The organism is Pseudomonas sp. GL_103 (assembly GCF_057835175.1).
Window position 1 is genome coordinate 870,834 of sequence record NZ_CM174420.1, and the last position, 18,058, is coordinate 888,891.

General features: G+C 59.2%; 14 protein-coding genes. 5 read left to right on the forward strand and 9 right to left on the reverse strand.

Going from position 1 to position 18,058, the window contains the following annotated elements; translation table 11 throughout:
- Window positions 1-39 precede the first annotated feature (39 nt).
- Both AC3IP0_RS03875 and AC3IP0_RS03880 read right to left on the reverse strand, forming a co-directional pair.
- Window positions 40-2,568 carry a PepSY domain-containing protein gene (locus AC3IP0_RS03875; protein WP_489326685.1) on the reverse strand — a complete coding sequence of 843 codons (2,529 nt, stop codon included), beginning with the start codon at window positions 2,566-2,568 and terminating at the stop codon, window positions 40-42.
- 133 nt (window positions 2,569-2,701) lie between these two features.
- Entirely contained in the window at window positions 2,702-5,026 is a 2,325-nt protein-coding gene (locus tag AC3IP0_RS03880; RefSeq protein ID WP_489326687.1) for a TonB-dependent receptor, read from the reverse strand.
- 207 nt (window positions 5,027-5,233) lie between these two features.
- Between AC3IP0_RS03880 and AC3IP0_RS03885 the strand changes: the two genes are divergently transcribed.
- Entirely contained in the window at window positions 5,234-5,914 is a 681-nt protein-coding gene (locus AC3IP0_RS03885; RefSeq protein ID WP_489326688.1) for a Fe2+-dependent dioxygenase, read from the forward strand.
- Window positions 5,915-6,673 carry a tetratricopeptide repeat protein gene (locus tag AC3IP0_RS03890; protein WP_489318324.1) on the forward strand — a complete coding sequence of 253 codons (759 nt, stop codon included), beginning with the start codon at window positions 5,915-5,917 and terminating at the stop codon, window positions 6,671-6,673. It begins immediately after the preceding gene.
- A gap of 170 nt (window positions 6,674-6,843) precedes the next feature.
- Here AC3IP0_RS03890 and AC3IP0_RS03895 read toward each other — a convergent pair whose 3' ends face one another.
- From AC3IP0_RS03895 to AC3IP0_RS03915, 5 genes are all read right to left on the reverse strand, one after another.
- Entirely contained in the window at window positions 6,844-8,007 is a 1,164-nt protein-coding gene (locus AC3IP0_RS03895; RefSeq protein WP_489318325.1) for a type III PLP-dependent enzyme, read from the reverse strand.
- Between the two features lie 659 nt (window positions 8,008-8,666).
- Window positions 8,667-9,824 (reverse strand): osmoprotectant ABC transporter ATP-binding protein OsmV, encoded by a 1,158-nt coding sequence (locus AC3IP0_RS03900; protein ID WP_489318326.1) that lies wholly within the window; start codon window positions 9,822-9,824, stop codon window positions 8,667-8,669.
- Window positions 9,821-10,474 carry an ABC transporter permease gene (locus tag AC3IP0_RS03905; protein ID WP_489326690.1) on the reverse strand — a complete coding sequence of 218 codons (654 nt, stop codon included), beginning with the start codon at window positions 10,472-10,474 and terminating at the stop codon, window positions 9,821-9,823. Before AC3IP0_RS03905 ends, AC3IP0_RS03900 begins: the two co-directional genes overlap by 4 nt.
- A gap of 12 nt (window positions 10,475-10,486) precedes the next feature.
- Window positions 10,487-11,380 carry a glycine betaine ABC transporter substrate-binding protein gene (locus AC3IP0_RS03910; RefSeq protein WP_489326692.1) on the reverse strand — a complete coding sequence of 298 codons (894 nt, stop codon included), beginning with the start codon at window positions 11,378-11,380 and terminating at the stop codon, window positions 10,487-10,489.
- 20 nt (window positions 11,381-11,400) lie between these two features.
- Complete coding sequence (locus AC3IP0_RS03915; RefSeq protein ID WP_489326693.1) at window positions 11,401-12,117, reverse strand: ABC transporter permease; 717 nt, start codon at window positions 12,115-12,117, stop codon at window positions 11,401-11,403.
- Window positions 12,118-12,444: 327 nt separating this feature from the next.
- Here AC3IP0_RS03915 and AC3IP0_RS03920 point away from each other — a divergent pair, with 327 nt between their 5' ends.
- The 3 genes from AC3IP0_RS03920 (at window position 12,445) to AC3IP0_RS03930 (ending at window position 15,973) form a co-directional block, all read left to right on the forward strand.
- A complete protein-coding gene (locus AC3IP0_RS03920) occupies window positions 12,445-14,028 on the forward strand; it encodes a peptide chain release factor 3 (protein ID WP_060541686.1) in 1,584 nt (527 codons plus the stop codon).
- Between the two features lie 130 nt (window positions 14,029-14,158).
- On the forward strand, window positions 14,159-15,181 hold the full coding sequence (locus AC3IP0_RS03925; protein WP_489319727.1) for an IS110 family RNA-guided transposase: 1,023 nt from the start codon (window positions 14,159-14,161) through the stop codon (window positions 15,179-15,181).
- Window positions 15,182-15,721: 540 nt separating this feature from the next.
- Window positions 15,722-15,973, forward strand: coding sequence for a hypothetical protein (locus AC3IP0_RS03930; protein WP_489318330.1), 252 nt, complete (start codon window positions 15,722-15,724; stop codon window positions 15,971-15,973).
- 134 nt (window positions 15,974-16,107) lie between these two features.
- Here AC3IP0_RS03930 and AC3IP0_RS03935 read toward each other — a convergent pair whose 3' ends face one another.
- Window positions 16,108-17,088, reverse strand: a complete 981-nt coding sequence (locus AC3IP0_RS03935; protein WP_223448115.1) for a peptide ABC transporter ATP-binding protein — start codon at window positions 17,086-17,088, stop codon at window positions 16,108-16,110.
- Window positions 17,088-18,056, reverse strand: a complete 969-nt coding sequence (locus AC3IP0_RS03940; protein ID WP_489318332.1) for an ABC transporter ATP-binding protein — start codon at window positions 18,054-18,056, stop codon at window positions 17,088-17,090. The genes AC3IP0_RS03935 and AC3IP0_RS03940 overlap by 1 nt, the downstream gene beginning before the upstream one ends.
- Window positions 18,057-18,058 lie beyond the last annotated feature (2 nt).

An 18,058-nucleotide genomic window follows, 5' to 3' on the forward strand; every position in this document is an offset into this window, starting at 1 on the left:
AGCAAAGTGGAGTTGTAGCCGAATGAGATCCGGTTGCACTCAGTAGACGTCGCGGCAATAACGGTTTTGTTCGATAAGCGTTTCTACCTGCGCAGCTCCGAGGACTTTCTGCAGCACCTGGTCAACCCCGCTAGCCATCCCCTGCATACTGCCGCAGATATAAATCACCGCACCCTCTGCCAGCCATTTTTTCAGTTCCTCGGCCGACTCCTGCAGGCGATCCTGCACGTAGATCTTCTCAGCCTGATCCCGCGAGAAGGCCAGGTCGAGACGCGCCAGATCACCGTTGGTCAACCACTCTTCCAGTTCCGCGCGGCAGAGGAAATCGTGCTCACGATTACGCTCGCCAAACAGCAGCCACTGACGCTGTTGACCGTCAGCAATCCGCGCCTTGAGCAAACTGCGTAACCCGGCCAGACCTGTGCCGTTACCCAGCAGAATCATCGGCACCGGCTCGTTCGGTAAATGGAAACCGCTGTTGCGCCGCACCCGCAGGCTGATGCTGCCACCCACCGGCGCATGTTCGGTCAACCAGCCGGAACCAATGCCGAGGCTGCCGTCGGCATGCTGCTCCTGGCGCACGATCAGCTCCAGTACGCCGTCTGCTGCAATCGAGGCGATCGAGTATTCGCGCTTGGCCAAAGGCACCATCGCATCGACCAATGATTGAGCATGCAGGCCCACCAGATGCGCGCGGTGTTCCGGCAGTTGACGCGAAGCCAGCGCTACATCAAGCGGCTCTTCGAGGCCGTTGATTTTCACCGTGGTCTCGCCACAAATGCCGAGGCCGTCGAGGAAGTGTTCGATGACCCACGGGCAGTTGCGCGGCAGCACTTCGACCAGATCGCCGGCTAGCCAACTGCTGGTGTTCGGAGCAATCAGGCCCAACAGATAAACCGGCGAACCGCTGCTGTCGGGGTTCATCAGTTCGCGGCGCACCAGTGTCCAGTTGTCGTAGCTCGGTGCCTGCCAGGTATCGACCGGTGCCTGCCCGGTGAGCAGACCGAGCTGGGTTTGCCAGTGACGCAGGGCGTAGGGATCACCGCTGTCGACTTCCACTGGCGCGAACAGCGTCTTGCCGCCGTGTTCGCTCAACCGCTGATGCAGGCGTTTGGCGAACCCGCAGAAGTGCTGATATTGACGATCACCGAGACCGAGCACTGCGTAGTTCAGGCTGTCGAGCGACGAAGCCTTGCCCAGCACCTTGCGCTCGAAACCACGAGCACTGTCCGGTGCTTCGCCGTCGCCGAAGGTGCTGACCACGAACAGCGCATTACTGGAATCATGCAAATCCTGTTCGCTGACATTCGCCAGTGGCTGCACCTTCACCGGTAATCCGGCGGCCTGCAATTGGCCGGCAGTCTGCCACGCCAGTTGTTCGGCAAAACCGCTCTGACTGGCGAAACCGATCAGCCATGCCGACGCATCACCGGCCGGTTGTTCGAGGCCTTTGCGCGCATCCTTGATCTGCTTTTTCTTGCGGCGACGATCCAGGTACAGCAGCCATCCAGTGATGAAGAACAGCGGCATGCACACCGCTGCGACTGTGATGATGATCCGTCCGACGAGGCCGAAATAGTTGCCGACGTGCAGCGCATAAATGCTGGTCAGCAATTGCGCCTTGATGCTCTTGTCGGTATAGCGGTCAACGCGTTTGACGATGCCGGTGGCCGGGTCGAGGGTGATCTGGTTCAGCGCGCGATCATGGGGCGAGCTTTCGAGCAGATAGAACACGGTTGCCGGTTGGCCAGCCACTGGAGGCATGCGGATGTTGTAGGCGGACAGGCCTGGACCGGCGGCGCTGTAGATGCTGCTCCACATCGCTGCGTAATCGGCGGTCGGCGCCGGACCTTGCGGAGCCGGGCCGCGACCACCACGCACACGCTCGTTTTGCGGCGCGTCGGAAAGCAGTTTGGTCAGGCCTTTGTTGTACCACTCGTAGGACCAGGACAACCCGGTCAACGCCAGCAGCAGGTAAACCAACAGGCACCACGTACCGGCCACCGAATGCAGATCCCAATTGAAGGCGCGGCCCTTTTTCTTCCAGTCCAGGGTCAGCCAGGTGCGCCAGCTTCTCCACTGACGAGGCCAGCGCAGGTACAGGCCGGACAGGCAGAAGAACACCAGGATCAACGTACACGCGCCGGTGATCTGCCGACCCGTGTCGCCCATGGCGAGGAAACGGTGCAATTGCAGCATCAGGCCGAAGAAGCCCTGGCCGGCGGCGTCGCCGAGGAACTCGGCGGTGTACGGGTCGAAGTAGCGCATCTCGCCACGGCGTTCACCCGGAGGCGGGGTGAACCACACTTTGGCGGCGTTGCCGCTGTCGGTTTCCACCGTGAGCATCGAGACTTTTTTGCCCGATACGGCTTCGATTCGCTCCACCAGTTCGGCGGGCGGCAGCACACCGGCGACCTGTTTTTCGACCTGCAATACAGAAGGGTTGAGTGTGCTCAGGATTTCATCCTGAAACGACACCGTCGCCCCGGTGATGCCCATCAGGGCCAGGACCAGCCCGGCGCTGATGCCGAAAAACCAGTGCAACTGGAACAGGGTTTTCTTCAACACGTCGCTCGCCTTGTTCGTTCAAATTGATTCATCACGGCGCGCATTATGCCGCGGGGTTGTCGAGAAGCATTCTTTTTTACGCACAAAAGCCCCGTTCATCTGGATGAACGGGGCCTCGGGCTACACACCTCTATCAGAAGTGGAAGTTGGTGCTCAGCAAAGCGGTACGACCGGCCGCCTGGTTGGCGAAGTGAGTCGAGAACGCCTTGTCGTAGTAGGTTTCGTCGGTCAGGTTCTGCACGTTCAGTTGCAGGTCGACGTTTTTGGTCAGTTTGTAGGCAGCCATCGCGTCGTAACGAACGTAGGAATCGACCATGGTGGTGTTGGCGGCACTGCCGAACACGTCATCGACATAGAACGCACCGCCACCGATGGTCAGCCTTGGCGTGACCTGATAGGTCGTCCACAGGCTGGCGCTGTTTTTCGGCGTGTTAGGCAGTTCGTTGCCATCGTTGGCTTTGTTTGCCGGCATATCACCGCCGTCGACTTGTTCGCTGTCCATGTAGGCGTAACCGGCGAAGACCTGCCATTTGTCGGTGAGCTTGCCGGTGGCCGACAGTTCGACACCTTGGACGCGGGTTTTGCCGACGTTTTCGTAGGTGGTGGTGTTGGTCTGCACACGAGCGTTTTCTTTCTCGGTGCGGAAGATGTCGGCAGTCAGGGACAGACGATCGTTCAGCAGGTCCCACTTGGTACCGATTTCGTAGTTCTTGGTGGTTTCCGGCTCCATGTCGCTTTTCAGCAGGTTGCCGTTGCGATCCGGCGTGCCACCCAACGGGTTGCCTTCCGAACCTTCGCCCAGGGTGTTGCCCGGTGGCGTGGCAGACGTCGCGTAGGACGCATAGATGCTGCCGTTTTCGGCTGGTTTGTACACCACACCGAACTGACCGGTAACGAATTCGCTGGTGTCATCGCCCTTGGACGTGGTCACGCTGGAACCGTTGAAGGTTTTGTAGTCGGTGTCGAAGTGGTCGTAGCGCAGGCCCATGTTCACCAGCCACTGCTCGGTCAACGTCAGGGTGTCGAACACGTACAACGCGTAGGTGTTGGCCTTGGTGTCGGTGCCCGCATAGTTGCGCGAGATGGCGCCGCTCCACGGATCATTCGGGTTCGGGTTGGACAGCGAGGTGCAGTTGTAACCGCTTGGCGCGCCGATCAGGGCCGGCGAGCAGTTATTGGTTACCGCTGCCGTTCTCGGGGTGGTGTCCGTGTTGACGTTGTACGAGGATTTTTCACTTTCCTCGTGGGTGTATTCGACACCGGTGGAGAAGCTGTTCTTGAACCCGGCGATATACACATCACCAAACAGGTCGGTCTGGTTGGTGGTGGTCTCGGTGTTGCTCACGCGGGTGTTGGCCCGGCGCCAGACGCTACCATTGTTGACGTTGCCCTTGCTGTCGTCCGGCTGGGTCAGGATGTAGTCCTGCATGCTGTTGCCGTGGCGCAGGGTGTTCTTGATGGTCAGCGCGTCGCTCAGGTCGTGCTCGATGGCGAAGGTCGCGGTGTCGGTGCGGGTCTTGCGGAAATCGCGGTCGGTCAGACCATAGAAGTTGCTGCTGTCGCCGCCGTCATTCGGCTTGTCCGGATTGGACTTGGTGCGTCCAGCCGCGAGAGTGGTCGGGATGGAGTATGGAATACCCGAATCCGGCGTGTCGTTGCTTTCGAGGTGGTAGTAGTCGAGGTTGACGCGGGTGTCCGTGCCCAGGCCGAAAGCCAGGGACGGTGCGACACCCCAGCGGTCGTAGTCGACGCTATCACGTCCGGCGACGTTGCTCTCGTGGCTCAGCAGGTTCAGACGGCCAGCGGCGGTGTCGGTGAACTGGTAGTTGCCGTCGAAGGTGTAGCGCTGGGTCTGGTCGGAGCCCCAGGTGAAACCACCGTCGAGCGAATTGCCCAGGTGAGCTTTCTTGCTGACCAGGTTGATGCTGCCGCCCGCAGCGCCACGACCGCCGATGGCGGAGTTCGGGCCTTTGCTGACTTCGATCGATTCAACGGCGAAGATTTCGCGGCTCTGGGAACCGGTATCGCGCACGCCGTCCAGGTAGGTATCGCCCTGGGCGTCGAAGCCGCGGATGAACGGACGGTCACCCAGGGGATTGCCACCTTCACCTGCACCGAAGGTGATGCCTGGAACAGTGCGCAATGCGTCCTGCATGTTGAGGGCACCGGTGTCTTTGAGAACCTGTTGCGGAATGACCGTCACCGAGCGCGGAGTGTCGATCAGCGGCGCGGTGTACTTGGGCGAGGAGGCTTTCTCTACGTTGTAGGTCGTCTCGTCCTGGGCTTCGCCAGTGATGGCAGTGGCGCCCAGCGAAATCACTTTGTCCGGTGCTTTTTCGTCGGTTTTTTCCGCTGCGAAAACCATGTGGCCCGCAGAGCTGGCAGTAATCGCCATGCCGATGGCGGATGCGAGCAGACGTGGTGAACTGACCGGTACTTGTGGTTGTTGACGCGACATTTGAATTCCCCTCCCCAAGGATTTGATGCGGCGGAATATAGGGTAAATAGGTATTTGTAACAATTGCGAAATATTACTATTCGCACTGAATTTACATTCTTTACAATTTAACCTTACGGTTTTTGCTGACTCATTCGTCAGATGGGTTTTACACAGGCAATAAGAATCAATACCATTGGCATCCCTTTGGTTTCAGGTGCCTCTGTCATGCTGCTGCACATTCCCGGTCTGTTCGAAAAAGACGAGGTGCAGCGCATTCGCGAGGCTCTGGAGCAAGCCGATTGGGCCGATGGCAAGATCACCGCCGGCTACCAGTCGGCGAAGGCCAAGCACAATTTGCAGCTGCCTGAAGGGCATCCGCTGGCCAAGGAGATCGGCGCGGCGATGCTGGAGCGGCTGTGGAAAAATCCGCTGTTCATGTCAGCAGCGTTACCGCACAAAGTCTTTCCTCCGCTGCTGAACTGTTACACCGCCGGTGGCAGTTTCGACTTCCATATCGACAATGCGGTGCGTCAGCCCAAAGGTGGCATCGAGCGGGTGCGTACGGATTTGTCCGCCACGCTGTTCTTCAGCGAGCCGGAGGATTACGACGGCGGCGAGCTGGAAATCCAGGACACCTTCGGCACCCAGCGGGTAAAGCTGCCTGCCGGCGACATGGTGCTGTACCCAGGCACCAGTTTGCACAAGGTCAACGCGGTGACACGCGGAACGCGACTCGCCTCGTTTTTCTGGACGCAAAGCCTGGTGCGTGAAGACAGCCAGCGCGCCCTGTTGTTCGAGATGGACGGGGCAATCCAGCAACTGACCCGCGATGTGCCCGATCATTTATCGCTGATCCGCCTCACCGGTACGTATCACAACCTGTTGCGTCGCTGGGTCGAGGTGTAAGTGGCGGATTTCCGTTTACGCCGCGAGGAAATGCTCGACGGTGAGCGCCTGCGCGCGATGCTCGACGAAAGTCCGGCCCGGGCGGCCCAGGCGATTCTGATCGCGGCCCGCGAAGACGTCCTCGATGCGCAGGCGTTGCTCGGGCAGATTTTGCTGGATGGGCAGGGCATTGCTCAGGATCGGCCGCTGGCGCTGCGTTGGTTCGACATCGCCGCGCGACGCGGGCATGTGATGGCGCGCAACATGCTCGGCCGTTGTCATGAGCATGGTTGGGGCTGTGCTGCCGATGCATCGCTAGCGGCCAGGCATTACCGAATTGCCGCCACTGCTGGGCTGGATTGGGCGATGTACAACTATGCCAATCTGCTGGCGACCGGGCGCGGGGTGGTTGAGGATCAGCTTCAAGCACTGAGTCTCTATCGCCGTGCGGCTGAGTTGGGCCATGCAAAATCGATGAATCTGTTGGGACGGTATCTGGAAGAAGGGCGGGTCTGTCCGGCGGATCCGGCAGCGGCTCGTAACTGGTACCGACGTTCGGCCGAGGGCGGGGATTTTCGCGGGCAGTTCAGCTTTGCAGCGGTCTTGACCGACGAAGGGAATATCGAGGATGCGTTGGTCTGGCTGCGCAAGGCGTTGGCCGGTGGCAACCTGAATTTTCTGCGAGTGGCCTGTAAGGCATTGTCAGCCGCCAATGATCCACAGATTCAGGCGATGTCTGTTGATTACAAACAACGTACCGAACAGCTCGAAACCCTGTAGGAGCAGCCGGTCGACGCTCGATTGCTCGCGATGGTGGACAACGATAACGCGTGCTGTCTGAGTACACACGGTGCTCTGAAATCCATCGCGAGCAAGCTCGCTCCTACATGGGATTGCATAAACAAAAAAGCCCATGACATGTCATGGGCTTTTGGTTTTCTACGCAGTATTTACACGTAGAACGACTTCAGCGGCGGGAAGCCGTTGAATTCAACAGCGCTGTAGCTGGTGGTGTACGCGCCGGTCGACAGCCAGTACAGGCGATCACCGATGGCCAGGTTCAGCGGCAGGCCGTACTTGTAGTTTTCGTACATGATGTCGGCGCTGTCGCAGGTAGGGCCGGCGATAACCACTTCTTCCATCTCGCCCTTTTTCTCGGTCCAGATCGGGAACTTGATGGCTTCGTCCATGGTTTCGATCAGGCCGGAGAACTTGCCCACATCCGTGTACACCCAACGCTCGACGGCGGTACGGGATTTACGCGCGACCAGCACCACTTCGCTGACCAGGATGCCGGCGTTGGCGATCAGCGAGCGGCCTGGCTCGAGGATGATTTCCGGCAGGTCATCACCGAAGTCTTCCTTCAGGAAGCGGATGATTTCCTCGGCGTAGGTTTCCAGGCTGTTGGTGCGGGTGATGTAGTTGGCCGGGAAGCCGCCGCCCATGTTGATCAGCTTCAGGTGGATGCCGTCTTCTTCTTTCAGGCGCTCGAAGATCACTTTGACCTTGGCGATCGCCGCGTCCCACACGCTGATGTCGCGCTGTTGCGAGCCGACGTGGAACGAGATGCCGTAAGGCACCAGGCCCAGGTCGCGGGCGAGGATCAGCAGGTCCATGGCCATGTCGGTCTGGCAACCGAATTTGCGCGACAGTGGCCAGTCGGCGGTGGTCGAACCTTCGGTCAGGATACGCACGTAGACTTTCGAACCCGGTGCGGCCTTGGCGATGTTGCGCAGGTCGGCTTCGGAGTCGGTGGCGAACAGGCGCACGCCCTTCTCGTAGAAGTAGCGGATGTCCTTGGATTTCTTGATGGTGTTGCCGTAGCTGATCTGGTCGGCGCTGACGCCGCGATCCATCACTTTGTCCAGTTCGTAGATCGAGGCGATGTCGAAGCTGGAGCCTTTCTCTTTGAGCAGGTCGATGATCTCGACGGCCGGGTTGGCCTTGACCGCGTAGTAGACCTTGGCGAATTCGAAACCGGCGCGCAGGTCGTCATAGGCCTGGCTGATCATCGCGGTGTCGATCACCACGAACGGGGTTTCCTGCTTGTCGGCGAACGCCTTCATTTTGTCAAAAGTGGCGCGCGCGAAATAATCTTCGACCTGGATCGACATACTTGGGACTCCTAGTGGCAAACATTAGTAATCAATGGGTGCAAATGAACGTCCTCCGTATCCCCACTTTGGTTCGCCTACTTCCCAAGGCATGTCGCCGAAAGCAAAAAGGCCATGGGAAGTGCAGCTTTCCCTTGGCCTTGCTGTCTCGTCGTCAGTACTTGAGCCGGATGGATCGTTTCCAGCATGGACGTTCGGCGCGAACTTTAGGGCGTGAGGGGCTTGAGATCAACAAAAAATGTCGCGTTTTTGCACGCTTCTGACGTGCGTTACGAGCATCACTCTTTCTAACCGACTCAGATGACAGTCGGATGTTCCCGATGATTTGTGAAGTGTTAAAAATACCTGCACGTTCGACGCTTTTGTGCGCCAAGTCGCTGGTAACTACGATAGCGTCAACATCGGCGACGTTGGCTGCGAAAAGGTGGGCTGAGAAGGGATTTGACTATTGCGGAGCGCGTTTCAGGATGGCTTTTATAGACGCTACTGTTGATATTTTTTTCCGGCCTGCGAATCACTGGAAAATTGCATAGAACCTGTGGGAGCGAGCTTGCTCGCGATGACATTTTCACAGCTGGCATTGTAGTTGCCTGAAATAACGCCATCGCGAGCAAGCTCGCTCCCACAGGTTTTGTATTTTTAGCGGGTAATGTGAGCTGTCAGGCGACCGCTGCCTCGGCAGGCGACACGATGTTGGTCTTCATCCCCCGCGAACGACCGGAGCTCAAGTAAGCAGCAATCGACTCCTGCGTCACCTCACCCAAAAACACCCGCTCGGCATCCATCACCGGCAACCACGCCCGATTGAACTCGTACATGCGCGACAGCAGGATGCGCAAATGTTCGTCGTACGCTGCCGTGGCATTGAACTCGCGCTGGTACTGCGCGCAGGTGCCGGTCTGACGGTGCAGGTCACGACGTCGTACATAACCCAGGGCTTTATTCTCGGTACAAGTGACCACCACATAGCGTCGGTCATGCTCGTCCATCAACTCCAGCGCTTCGGCCACCGGGGTATGCGGGCTGACGGATGGCGCGTTGTCCGCCGCATCTTCGGCTTTCACCAGCAGCAGACGCTTGAGCGTGCTGTCCTGGCCGACGAAGTTGCTGACAAAGTCATCAGCCGGGTGCGCGAGCAAGGTGTCCGGGTGATCGATCTGCAACAGTTTGCCGGCGCGGAAGATCGCGATCTTGTCGCCGAGCTTGATCGCCTCGTCGATGTCGTGGCTGACCATGATCACGGTCTTGTTCAGCGCCCGTTGCATTTCGAAGAACTCGTTCTGGATCATCTCGCGGTTGATCGGGTCGACCGCGCCGAAGGGTTCGTCCATCAGCAACAGCGGCGCATCGGCGGCCAGTGCGCGAATCACGCCGATCCGCTGTTGCTGCCCACCGGACAATTCTCGTGGATAACGATGCAGGTATTGCTTGGGCTCAAGCTTGATCATGCTCATCAGTTCGCGGGCGCGGTCGTGGCATTTCTGCTTGTCCCAGCCGAGCAGTTTCGGCACCACGACGATGTTCTCCTCGATGGTCATGTTCGGGAACAGACCGATCTGCTGGATCACGTAGCCGATGTTGCGGCGCAGGGTCACTTCGTCGAGGCCGGTGGTGTCTTCGCCATTGATCAGGATCTTGCCCGAGGTCGGTTTGATCAGGCGGTTGATCATTTTCAGCGTGGTGCTTTTGCCGCAACCCGATGGCCCGAGGAACACGCAGATTTCGCCTTCATTGACGGTCAGGCTTACCGAGTCCACGGCTTTCACATCTTTGCCGTTGCTTTGGAAGGTCTTGCTGAGGTTTTGAAGTTCGATCATTTCAGGAGTCCTTTTGGAGTCAGCGAGCGTTGCAGCACTTGCAGAAGCAGGTCGGCGATGATCGCCAGCACACTGACCAGCACCGCACCGACGATCAGCATCGACATGTCGCTACGGCTGATGGCGGCGAGGATGAGTACGCCGAGACCGCCGGCACCAATAGTGGCGGCGATGGTCATGACGCCGATGTTCATCACCACGGCGGTGCGCACACCGGCGAGGATCACCGGCACGGCGATGGGCAGTTCGACCATGCGCAGGCGCTGGCTGAAGGTCATGCCGATGCCGCGGGCGGCTTCGCGGATGCCCGGCTCGACATTGGTCAGGGCCAGGTAGGTGTTGCGCATGATCGGCAGCAGCGAGTACAGGAACACCGCGGTAATCGCCGGCATCGGCCCCAGGCCCTGGCCGAATTTGGAGTAGAACGGCAGCAGCAGGCCGAACAAGGCAATCGACGGCACGGTCAGCAGCACCGTGGCGCTGGCTTGCAAAGGCCCGGCGAGACTCGGGAAGCGTGTCATCAGGACGCCCAGCGGCACACCAACCACAATCGCCAGGGTCACGGCAATGCCGACCAGGGTGATGTGTTGCCACGTCAGGTGTAAGACCAATGGCCAGTCGAGATGGGAAAAGGCGTTCAGGAATTCCATGACTTTTCCTCCTTAATTGATCGGGTGTTGGCGCAGGAAATCGGCGGCAACGGCTGAAGGACTTTGGTGCTCGACGTCGACCCGCGCGTTGAGTTCGCGCATGGTGTTGTCGTCGAACAGTTCAGCCAGTGGCTTGAGCTGTGCGGCCAATTGCGGATGCGCATCGAGGTAGGCCTGACGCACCACCGGTGCGGCGGTGTAGTCCGGGAAGTAGTGCTTGTCGTCTTCCAGCAGTTTCAGCTTGAAGGCGTTGAGGCGACCGTCGGTGGTGTAGACCAGGCCGGCAAACACCTGGCCGTTACGCAGCGCGGTGTAGACCAGACCGGCGTCCATCTGCCGGATATTCTTGCGGGTCAGGTTCATGTCGTAGAGCTTGACCATGCCATCCAGACCGTCCGAACGGTTGGCGAACTCGGTATCCAGCGCCACCAGGTTGTTGGTATCGGCTTCCTTGCGCAGCACCGTGTTCAGCTCACTGATGGTGTTGATTTGCGGGTATTGGTCGGCGACGTTCTTCGGCAGGGCGAGGGCGTAGGTGTTGCTGAATTTCGACGGGGTGAGCCAGACCAGGCCTTTTTTCCCGTCGAGTTCTTTTACTCGCGCGTAGGACTGTTCGCTGTCGAGTTTTTCAGTGACATGGTTGTAGGCGACCAGCGAAACGCCGGTGTATTCCCAGAGCATGTCCAGCTGGCCACTTTCGTGGGCGCTGCGGGCCAGATTGCTGCCCAGGCCGCCGGTCACTTGCACCTCGTAACCCTTGGTGCGCAGGTACTGCGAGGTGATTTCCGCCAGCAGGGTCTGTTCGGTGAACACCCGGGCGCCAATGCGGATCAACGGTTTTTCCGCGGCTTGGGCAAATCCTGCGAACAGCAGGACGCAGCCTAGTAAAAGGCTTGATGTTTTCATGACGATTCCTTTGCCGAGGCTTAAGACGGGCGCAAGCCGCGTTCGAGCCAGAGGCGGCTGGCGAGTGTCACCAGGCCGTCGAGCAACAGGGCCAGCAGGGCGGTGCAGGCCGCGCCGAGCAGCAATTGCGGGTGATTGTTCAGGGCGATGCCGGGAAAGATCAGGCTGCCGAGGCTGTTGGCGCCGATCAGGAACGCCAGCGGCGCCGTCCCGACATTGATCGCCAATGCCACGCGCACACCACCGATGATGATCGGCACCGCGTTGGGCAATTCGACTTTCCAAAGCACCTGGAGCGGGGTCATGCCGATGCCGACGGCGGCTTCCTTGAGGGAACCCTGAACGTTTTTCAGGCCTTCGTAGGTGTTGCGCACGATGGGCAGCAAGGAGGCGAGGAACAGGGCGAAGATGGCAGGGCCGCTGCCGATGCCGAGGATGCCCAGGGCGATGGCCAGGACGGCCAGGGGTGGAACGGTGTTGCCGATGTTGAAGAGCTGCATGAAGCGTTCGGCGCGGCCGACCATGGACGGGCGGCTGAGGAGGATGCCGGCGGGAATGCCCACGACAAGGGCGGCCAGCATGGAAGCGAGAACGAGAACCAGATGAGCTTGCAGGTAAAACAACAAATCGTCGCGGTAGTGTTCGATCGTGTTGATGCCGATCCATTGGATCAGCAGGGCCAGAAGGGCGATTACCAGCGCGCCTCCTATCAGCCCTTTGCCATAGTGGATAGCCACAGGCGGACTCCTTTTTTCAGTCGGCGAACACTTTTTCGTGTGGCAACGCCTTGCTTGGCTGCCGAAAAAATGTCGCGAGAAGCAGCTCGAACAGGCCGGCAAAGCGGCGTGCAATCGAGCCATGAGCACAGCCTCGTCAGGCCGATTTGCAGGTGTTTCAGGCCCCCGACGAGTGGTCGTAACGGGGGAGTGGACGTCTCCGTGCTTTAAAAGGTTCCCATCTGCGGCAGCATTTGGCCACCCCTAATATGCTCAACGGTTCGGTTCTTGGATCAACTTGGGCTATAATCTGCGCCCTTTTTTGAATCACCTGCCAGGCGATTTCCCATGACCAAACAGGCCGCCGAAGTCGCGAAACGCCGCACTTTCGCCATTATTTCCCACCCCGATGCCGGTAAGACCACCATCACCGAGAAGCTCTTGCTGATGGGCAAGGCGATTGCGGTAGCCGGTACGGTGAAATCTCGTAAATCCGATCGCCATGCCACCTCCGACTGGATGGAAATGGAAAAGCAGCGTGGTATCTCCATTACCACGTCGGTCATGCAGTTCCCGTATCGCGAACACATGATCAACCTGCTCGACACCCCGGGCCACGAAGACTTCTCCGAAGATACCTACCGCACCCTGACGGCGGTGGACTCGGCGTTGATGGTTCTCGACGGCGGTAAAGGTGTAGAGCCACGGACCATTGCGCTGATGGACGTCTGCCGCCTGCGTGACACGCCGATCGTCAGCTTCATCAACAAACTCGACCGTGACATCCGCGATCCGATCGAACTGCTCGACGAAATCGAAGCCGTCCTCAAGATCAAGGCTGCGCCGATCACCTGGCCGATTGGTTGCTACCGCGACTTCAAGGGCGTGTATCACCTCGCCGATGACTACATCATCGTGTACACCGCCGGTCACGGCCACGAGCGTACCGAAACCAAGATCATCGAGAAGCTCGACTCCGATGAAGCCCGCGCCCACCTGGGTGACGAGTACGAGCGTTTCATCGAACAGCTGGAACTGGTGCAGGGCGCCTGCCACGAGTTCAACCAGCAGGAGTTCCTCGACGGCCAACTGACCCCGGTGTTCTTCGGTACGGCACTGGGCAACTTCGGTGTCGACCACGTGCTCGACGCCGTGGTTGATTGGGCTCCGCGCCCACTGGCACGCGTGGCCAACGAGCGTACCGTGGAGCCGGTGGAAGAGAAGTTCTCGGGCTTCATCTTCAAGATCCAGGCGAACATGGACCCGAAGCACCGCGACCGCATCGCCTTCATGCGTATCTGCTCCGGCAAGTACGAAAAAGGCATGAAGATGCGCCACGTGCGCACCGGCAAGGACGTGCGGATCGGCGACGCGCTGACCTTCTTCTCCTCCGAGCGTGAGCAACTGGAAGAAGCCTTTGCCGGCGACATCATCGGCCTGCACAACCACGGCACGATCCAGATCGGCGATACCTTCAGTGAAGGCGAAGTCCTGGGCTTCACCGGTATCCCGCACTTCGCCCCGGAACTGTTCCGCCGCGTGCGTTTGAAAGATCCGCTGAAATCCAAGCAACTGCGCCAAGGCCTGCAACAGCTGGCCGAAGAAGGCGCGACCCAGGTGTTCTTCCCGGAGCGCAGCAACGACATCATCCTCGGCGCCGTCGGTGTGCTGCAGTTCGATGTGGTCGCCAGCCGCTTGAAAGAGGAATACAAGGTCGAGTGCTCCTACGAGCCGATCACTGTTTACTCGGCTCGCTGGATCGAATGCAGCGACAAGAAGAAGCTCGAGGAATTCTCCAACAAGGCTGTGGAAAACCTGGCGCTGGACGGCGGTGGTCACCTGACCTACCTCGCGCCTACGCGGGTCAACCTGGCCCTGATGGAAGAGCGCTGGCCGGACGTGAAATTCCGTGCGACCCGTGAGCATCATTAAGCGCTGAGTTGCAAAATCCCAAAGCCCCGTTGCGAAAGCCTCGGGGCTTAATGAGATGGTCAGCCTGACCGAGAAGCCCTGCAGGTTTACGCTTGCAGGGCTTTTCTCGTTTTCGGGCGGAGGATCTCTCATGAACACGATGACACTTCTCGGTATCGACATTGGCAAACACAGTTTCCACCTGCATGGCCAGGACGCCAGAGGCCATCAGGTATTGCGCAAAAAAACCAACCGCGGCCAGTTGCTCAGCACATTGGCCCAACTGCCAGCCTGCACGGTGGTGATGGAGTCCTGCGGCGGCGCCCACTGGCTGGCTCGACAGATCGGTGCATTGGGCCACGAGGTGAAGCTGATCGCCCCGCAGTACGTCAAACCGTTCGTCAAAGGCAACAAAAACGACTTCATTGATGCCGAAGCGATTTGCGAGGCGGCGAGCCGCCCCGCGATGCGCTTCTGCTCGATTAAAACCGAAGAGCAGCAAACGCTTTCAGCCCTGCACCGTGTTCGTGATTCATTGATTGGCCATCGCACCGAGGCGACTAATCAGATCCACGGTTTTCTGTTGGAGTTCGGGATCAGCCTGCCTATTGGGGTCACTGCGTTGCACCGCGTGCCAGCGTTGCTGGATGACCCACAACACCCGGTGCCATTGCGCCTCAAGGGCGTAGTGATACGCCTGCATCATCAAATCCAACAGCTTAATGATGAAATCAAGGACATCGAGTCCGACTTGAAGCAGCAGTTGGAAGAAGACGATGCCGCGAGTCGCTTGCAGAGTATTCCAGGCATCGGCCCGATTACTGCCAGCGCGCTGCTGGCGGATATAGGGGATGCATCGAATTATCGCAGCGGACGTGATTTCTCGGCTTCGTTGGGGTTGGTGCCGAAGCAGCATTCAACCGGCGGAAAGACAGTGCTGCTGGGGATTACAAAACGCGGCGATAAGCACATACGCCGGCTACTGGTGCAGGGTGCGCGGGCCATCATGCAACATATCGACAAACGTGAAGACGCCCTTGGACCTTGGGTTCGAGAGCTGCTGAGACGTCGCCACTCCAATGTCGTCGCGTGCGCACTGGCGAACAAACTGGCGCGAATCGTGTGGGCGGTACTGACCAAGGGCGGCCAGTACGACCCACATCCGAACGTTTGAACGTACTGCTTTGCCACCGGCTTTTGCGACGTCACTGACTGATGACAGTAAACGGCAAACGGCCCGACTGAGAACCTGGCAATAAAATCAGCTTTAGAGGCTGAGGGTTTTTTCAGGGCAGTAGGGAGCGGCTACTCATCGAGGGTCGAGCGTTGTTACAGCAACGCTCACAACGAGCCCGGATACATTAGCGCAAGCCAGTTTTACCGAAAACAGCCTATGGGGTTGCAGGAGATGGGCTGACCATACATTTTATTGCCTGGCGCAATTCCCTGTAGGAGCGAGCCTGCTCGCGATGATTCCAGCCGCGCTGTGTTTATCCAGACAGAGCGCGTCATCGTTAGCATCCATCGCGAGCAAACTCGCTCCCACAGGGTTCTTCGGTGTTAGCTGAATCGGGAATAGCCCCTATTCCAAACCAGTCTCCAAACCCGCTGCATTTTCCCCCGCCAGATAGCGTCCAATCTGGAGAACCCGACTGATCGGAACTAGATTTGACTCAGCGCCAGACAGGCACTCAACGAAAGGAAGGAATCGGCTATGAACAGATTGTTTCGCGTTTTACTGCTGTTGAAGGTGATGGTGATGCTCTCGCTCGGAACTTCGATGGCGTGGGCCGAGTGTATCGATCATGGGGAGCAGGCTTCGAGCGGGCAGGCGGGGTACGTGGAGTTGATGATCGCCAAGTCCGAATCGGAACCGGGAGATCAGGGGCAGGGTGGTGCTGACAACGACGATGACTCGACCACCGACGAGCCGGACTCCGATGAAGAGGGCGACAGCCAGACGTAGTCGCTCAATGGCGGGCAAAAGAAAACCCCTTCTACCTGAGTGATGCGCAATCGAGGCGGAAGGGGTCGGGTTAACGCGTAATTACTTGAGCTACTCAATCCCTGTGGGAGCTAGCAGGCTCGCTCCCACATTTTTTATGCCGCGCCGTCGAGGAATTGCTCGGCGTAGTGGCAAGCCACCTGGCGGCCGGCGAGCAGGCGCAGGGGCGGCTCTTCAGTGCTGCATCGCTCGGTGGCGTACGGGCAGCGCTTGTGGAAGGCGCAGCCGGACGGCGGGTTCAGCGGGTTGGGCAACTCGCCGACGATCTTGATTTTCGGCTTGTTCGGATCCGGGTGGATGGCCGGCGTCGCCGACAACAGCGCCTGGGTGTAGGGGTGTAGAGGGCGGGAGTAAATGTCCTCTTTCGTGCCCATTTCCACCGGGCGACCGAGGTACATCACCATCACATGATCGGCAACGTGGCGTACCACCGCCAGGTTGTGGGAGATGAACACATAGGCGGTGTTGAACTCTTGCTGCAAATCCATGAACAGGTTGAGCACCTGCGCCTGAATCGACACGTCCAGCGCCGAGGTCGGTTCGTCCGCCACCAGCACTTTCGGTTGCAGCATCATCGCCCGGGCCAGGGCGATCCGCTGGCGCTGACCGCCGGAGAACATGTGCGGATAACGCTGGTAGTGCTCGGGACGCAAGCCAACCTGCTTCATCATCGCCTGGACTTTCTCGCGACGTTCCGCAGCGCTGAGGTTGGTGTTGATCAATAGTGGCTCTGCAAGCTGATCACCGACTTTCTGCCGTGGGTTCAACGAGGCGTACGGGCTCTGGAACACCATCTGCACGTCTTTGCGCAGTTGCTTGCGCTGGGCCTTGTCGGCGCCGGCGACTTCCTGGCCGGCGATTTTCAAGGAGCCGGAGGACGGCTCTTCGATCAGGGTCAGGGCACGAGCCAGGGTGGATTTGCCGCAACCCGACTCGCCTACGACAGCGAGGGTCTTGCCGGCTTCCAGTTCGAACGACACGCCATTGAGGGCGCGCACGGTGGCGTGACCCTTGAACAGGCCTCGGGACACCTCGTAGTGACGGGTCAGGTCGCGGGCGGTAAGAACGACGGCCATTACGCCACCTCCTGGTTCAGCGGGTAGAAGCAGCGAGCGAGGCTGTTGCTTTTCTGGTCAAGTGCCGGACGTTGTTGACGGCAGTTGTCTTTCACGTACGGGCAGCGCGGCGACAGCAGGCAACCCTGCGGACGGTCGTAGCGACCGGGAACGATGCCCGGCAGGGTCGACAGGCGCGAGGCACCCAGGCTGTGTTCCGGAATCGCCTTGAGCAGCGCTTCGCTGTAGGGGTGTGCCGGGATGTCGAACAGTTGCGGCACCTGACCGACTTCGACCGCCTGGCCTGCGTACATCACGCACACGCGCTGGGCGGTTTCGGCCACGACGGCGAGGTCGTGGGTGATCAGCACCAGGCCCATGTTCTGCTCTTTCTGCAACGCCAGCAGCAGGTCCATGATCTGCGCCTGAATGGTTACGTCCAGTGCGGTGGTCGGTTCATCGGCGATCAGCAGTTTCGGTTCGCCGGCAATCGCCATGGCAATCGCGACACGCTGGCTCATACCGCCGGACAGTTGGTGCGGGTAGGCGTCCATACGGCTGGCGGCACCCGGGATCTCGACTTTTTCCAGCAGTTCGATGGCGCGTTTGCGCGCTTGCTTGCCGGACATTTTCAGGTGCAGGCGCAGCACTTCTTCGATCTGGAAACCGACGGTGTAGCTCGGGTTCAGCGCGGTCATCGGATCCTGGAAGACCATGGACAGGTCTTTACCGACGATCTGTCGACGCTGGCGATTGTTGAGCTTGAGCATGTTCTTGCCGTCGAAATTCAGGGCGTCAGCGGTGACGATCCCCGGATGCTCGATCAGGCCCATCAGCGCCATCATGGTCACGGACTTGCCGGAACCTGACTCGCCAACGATGGCCAGCACTTCGCCCTTGTCCACTTGCAGGTCGAGGCCATCGACGACTGGCGTGGCGTTTTTGTCGCCGAAGCGAACGTTGAGATTCTTGATTTCTAGCAGTGACATGG

Coding starts and splice junctions, on each gene's coding strand:
- AC3IP0_RS03880 (WP_489326687.1), bottom strand. CDS start 5,026: ATGTCGCGTCAACAACCACAAGTACCGGTCAGTTCACCACGTCTGCTC.
- AC3IP0_RS03895 (WP_489318325.1), bottom strand. CDS start 8,007: ATGTCGATCCAGGTCGAAGATTATTTCGCGCGCGCCACTTTTGACAAA.
- AC3IP0_RS03900 (WP_489318326.1), bottom strand. CDS start 9,824: ATGATCGAACTTCAAAACCTCAGCAAGACCTTCCAAAGCAACGGCAAA.
- AC3IP0_RS03885 (WP_489326688.1), top strand. CDS start 5,234: ATGCTGCTGCACATTCCCGGTCTGTTCGAAAAAGACGAGGTGCAGCGC.
- AC3IP0_RS03935 (WP_223448115.1), bottom strand. CDS start 17,088: ATGGCCGTCGTTCTTACCGCCCGCGACCTGACCCGTCACTACGAGGTG.
- AC3IP0_RS03940 (WP_489318332.1), bottom strand. CDS start 18,056: ATGTCACTGCTAGAAATCAAGAATCTCAACGTTCGCTTCGGCGACAAA.
- AC3IP0_RS03925 (WP_489319727.1), top strand. CDS start 14,159: ATGAACACGATGACACTTCTCGGTATCGACATTGGCAAACACAGTTTC.
- AC3IP0_RS03930 (WP_489318330.1), top strand. CDS start 15,722: ATGAACAGATTGTTTCGCGTTTTACTGCTGTTGAAGGTGATGGTGATG.
- AC3IP0_RS03910 (WP_489326692.1), bottom strand. CDS start 11,380: ATGAAAACATCAAGCCTTTTACTAGGCTGCGTCCTGCTGTTCGCAGGA.
- AC3IP0_RS03905 (WP_489326690.1), bottom strand. CDS start 10,474: ATGGAATTCCTGAACGCCTTTTCCCATCTCGACTGGCCATTGGTCTTA.
- AC3IP0_RS03920 (WP_060541686.1), top strand. CDS start 12,445: ATGACCAAACAGGCCGCCGAAGTCGCGAAACGCCGCACTTTCGCCATT.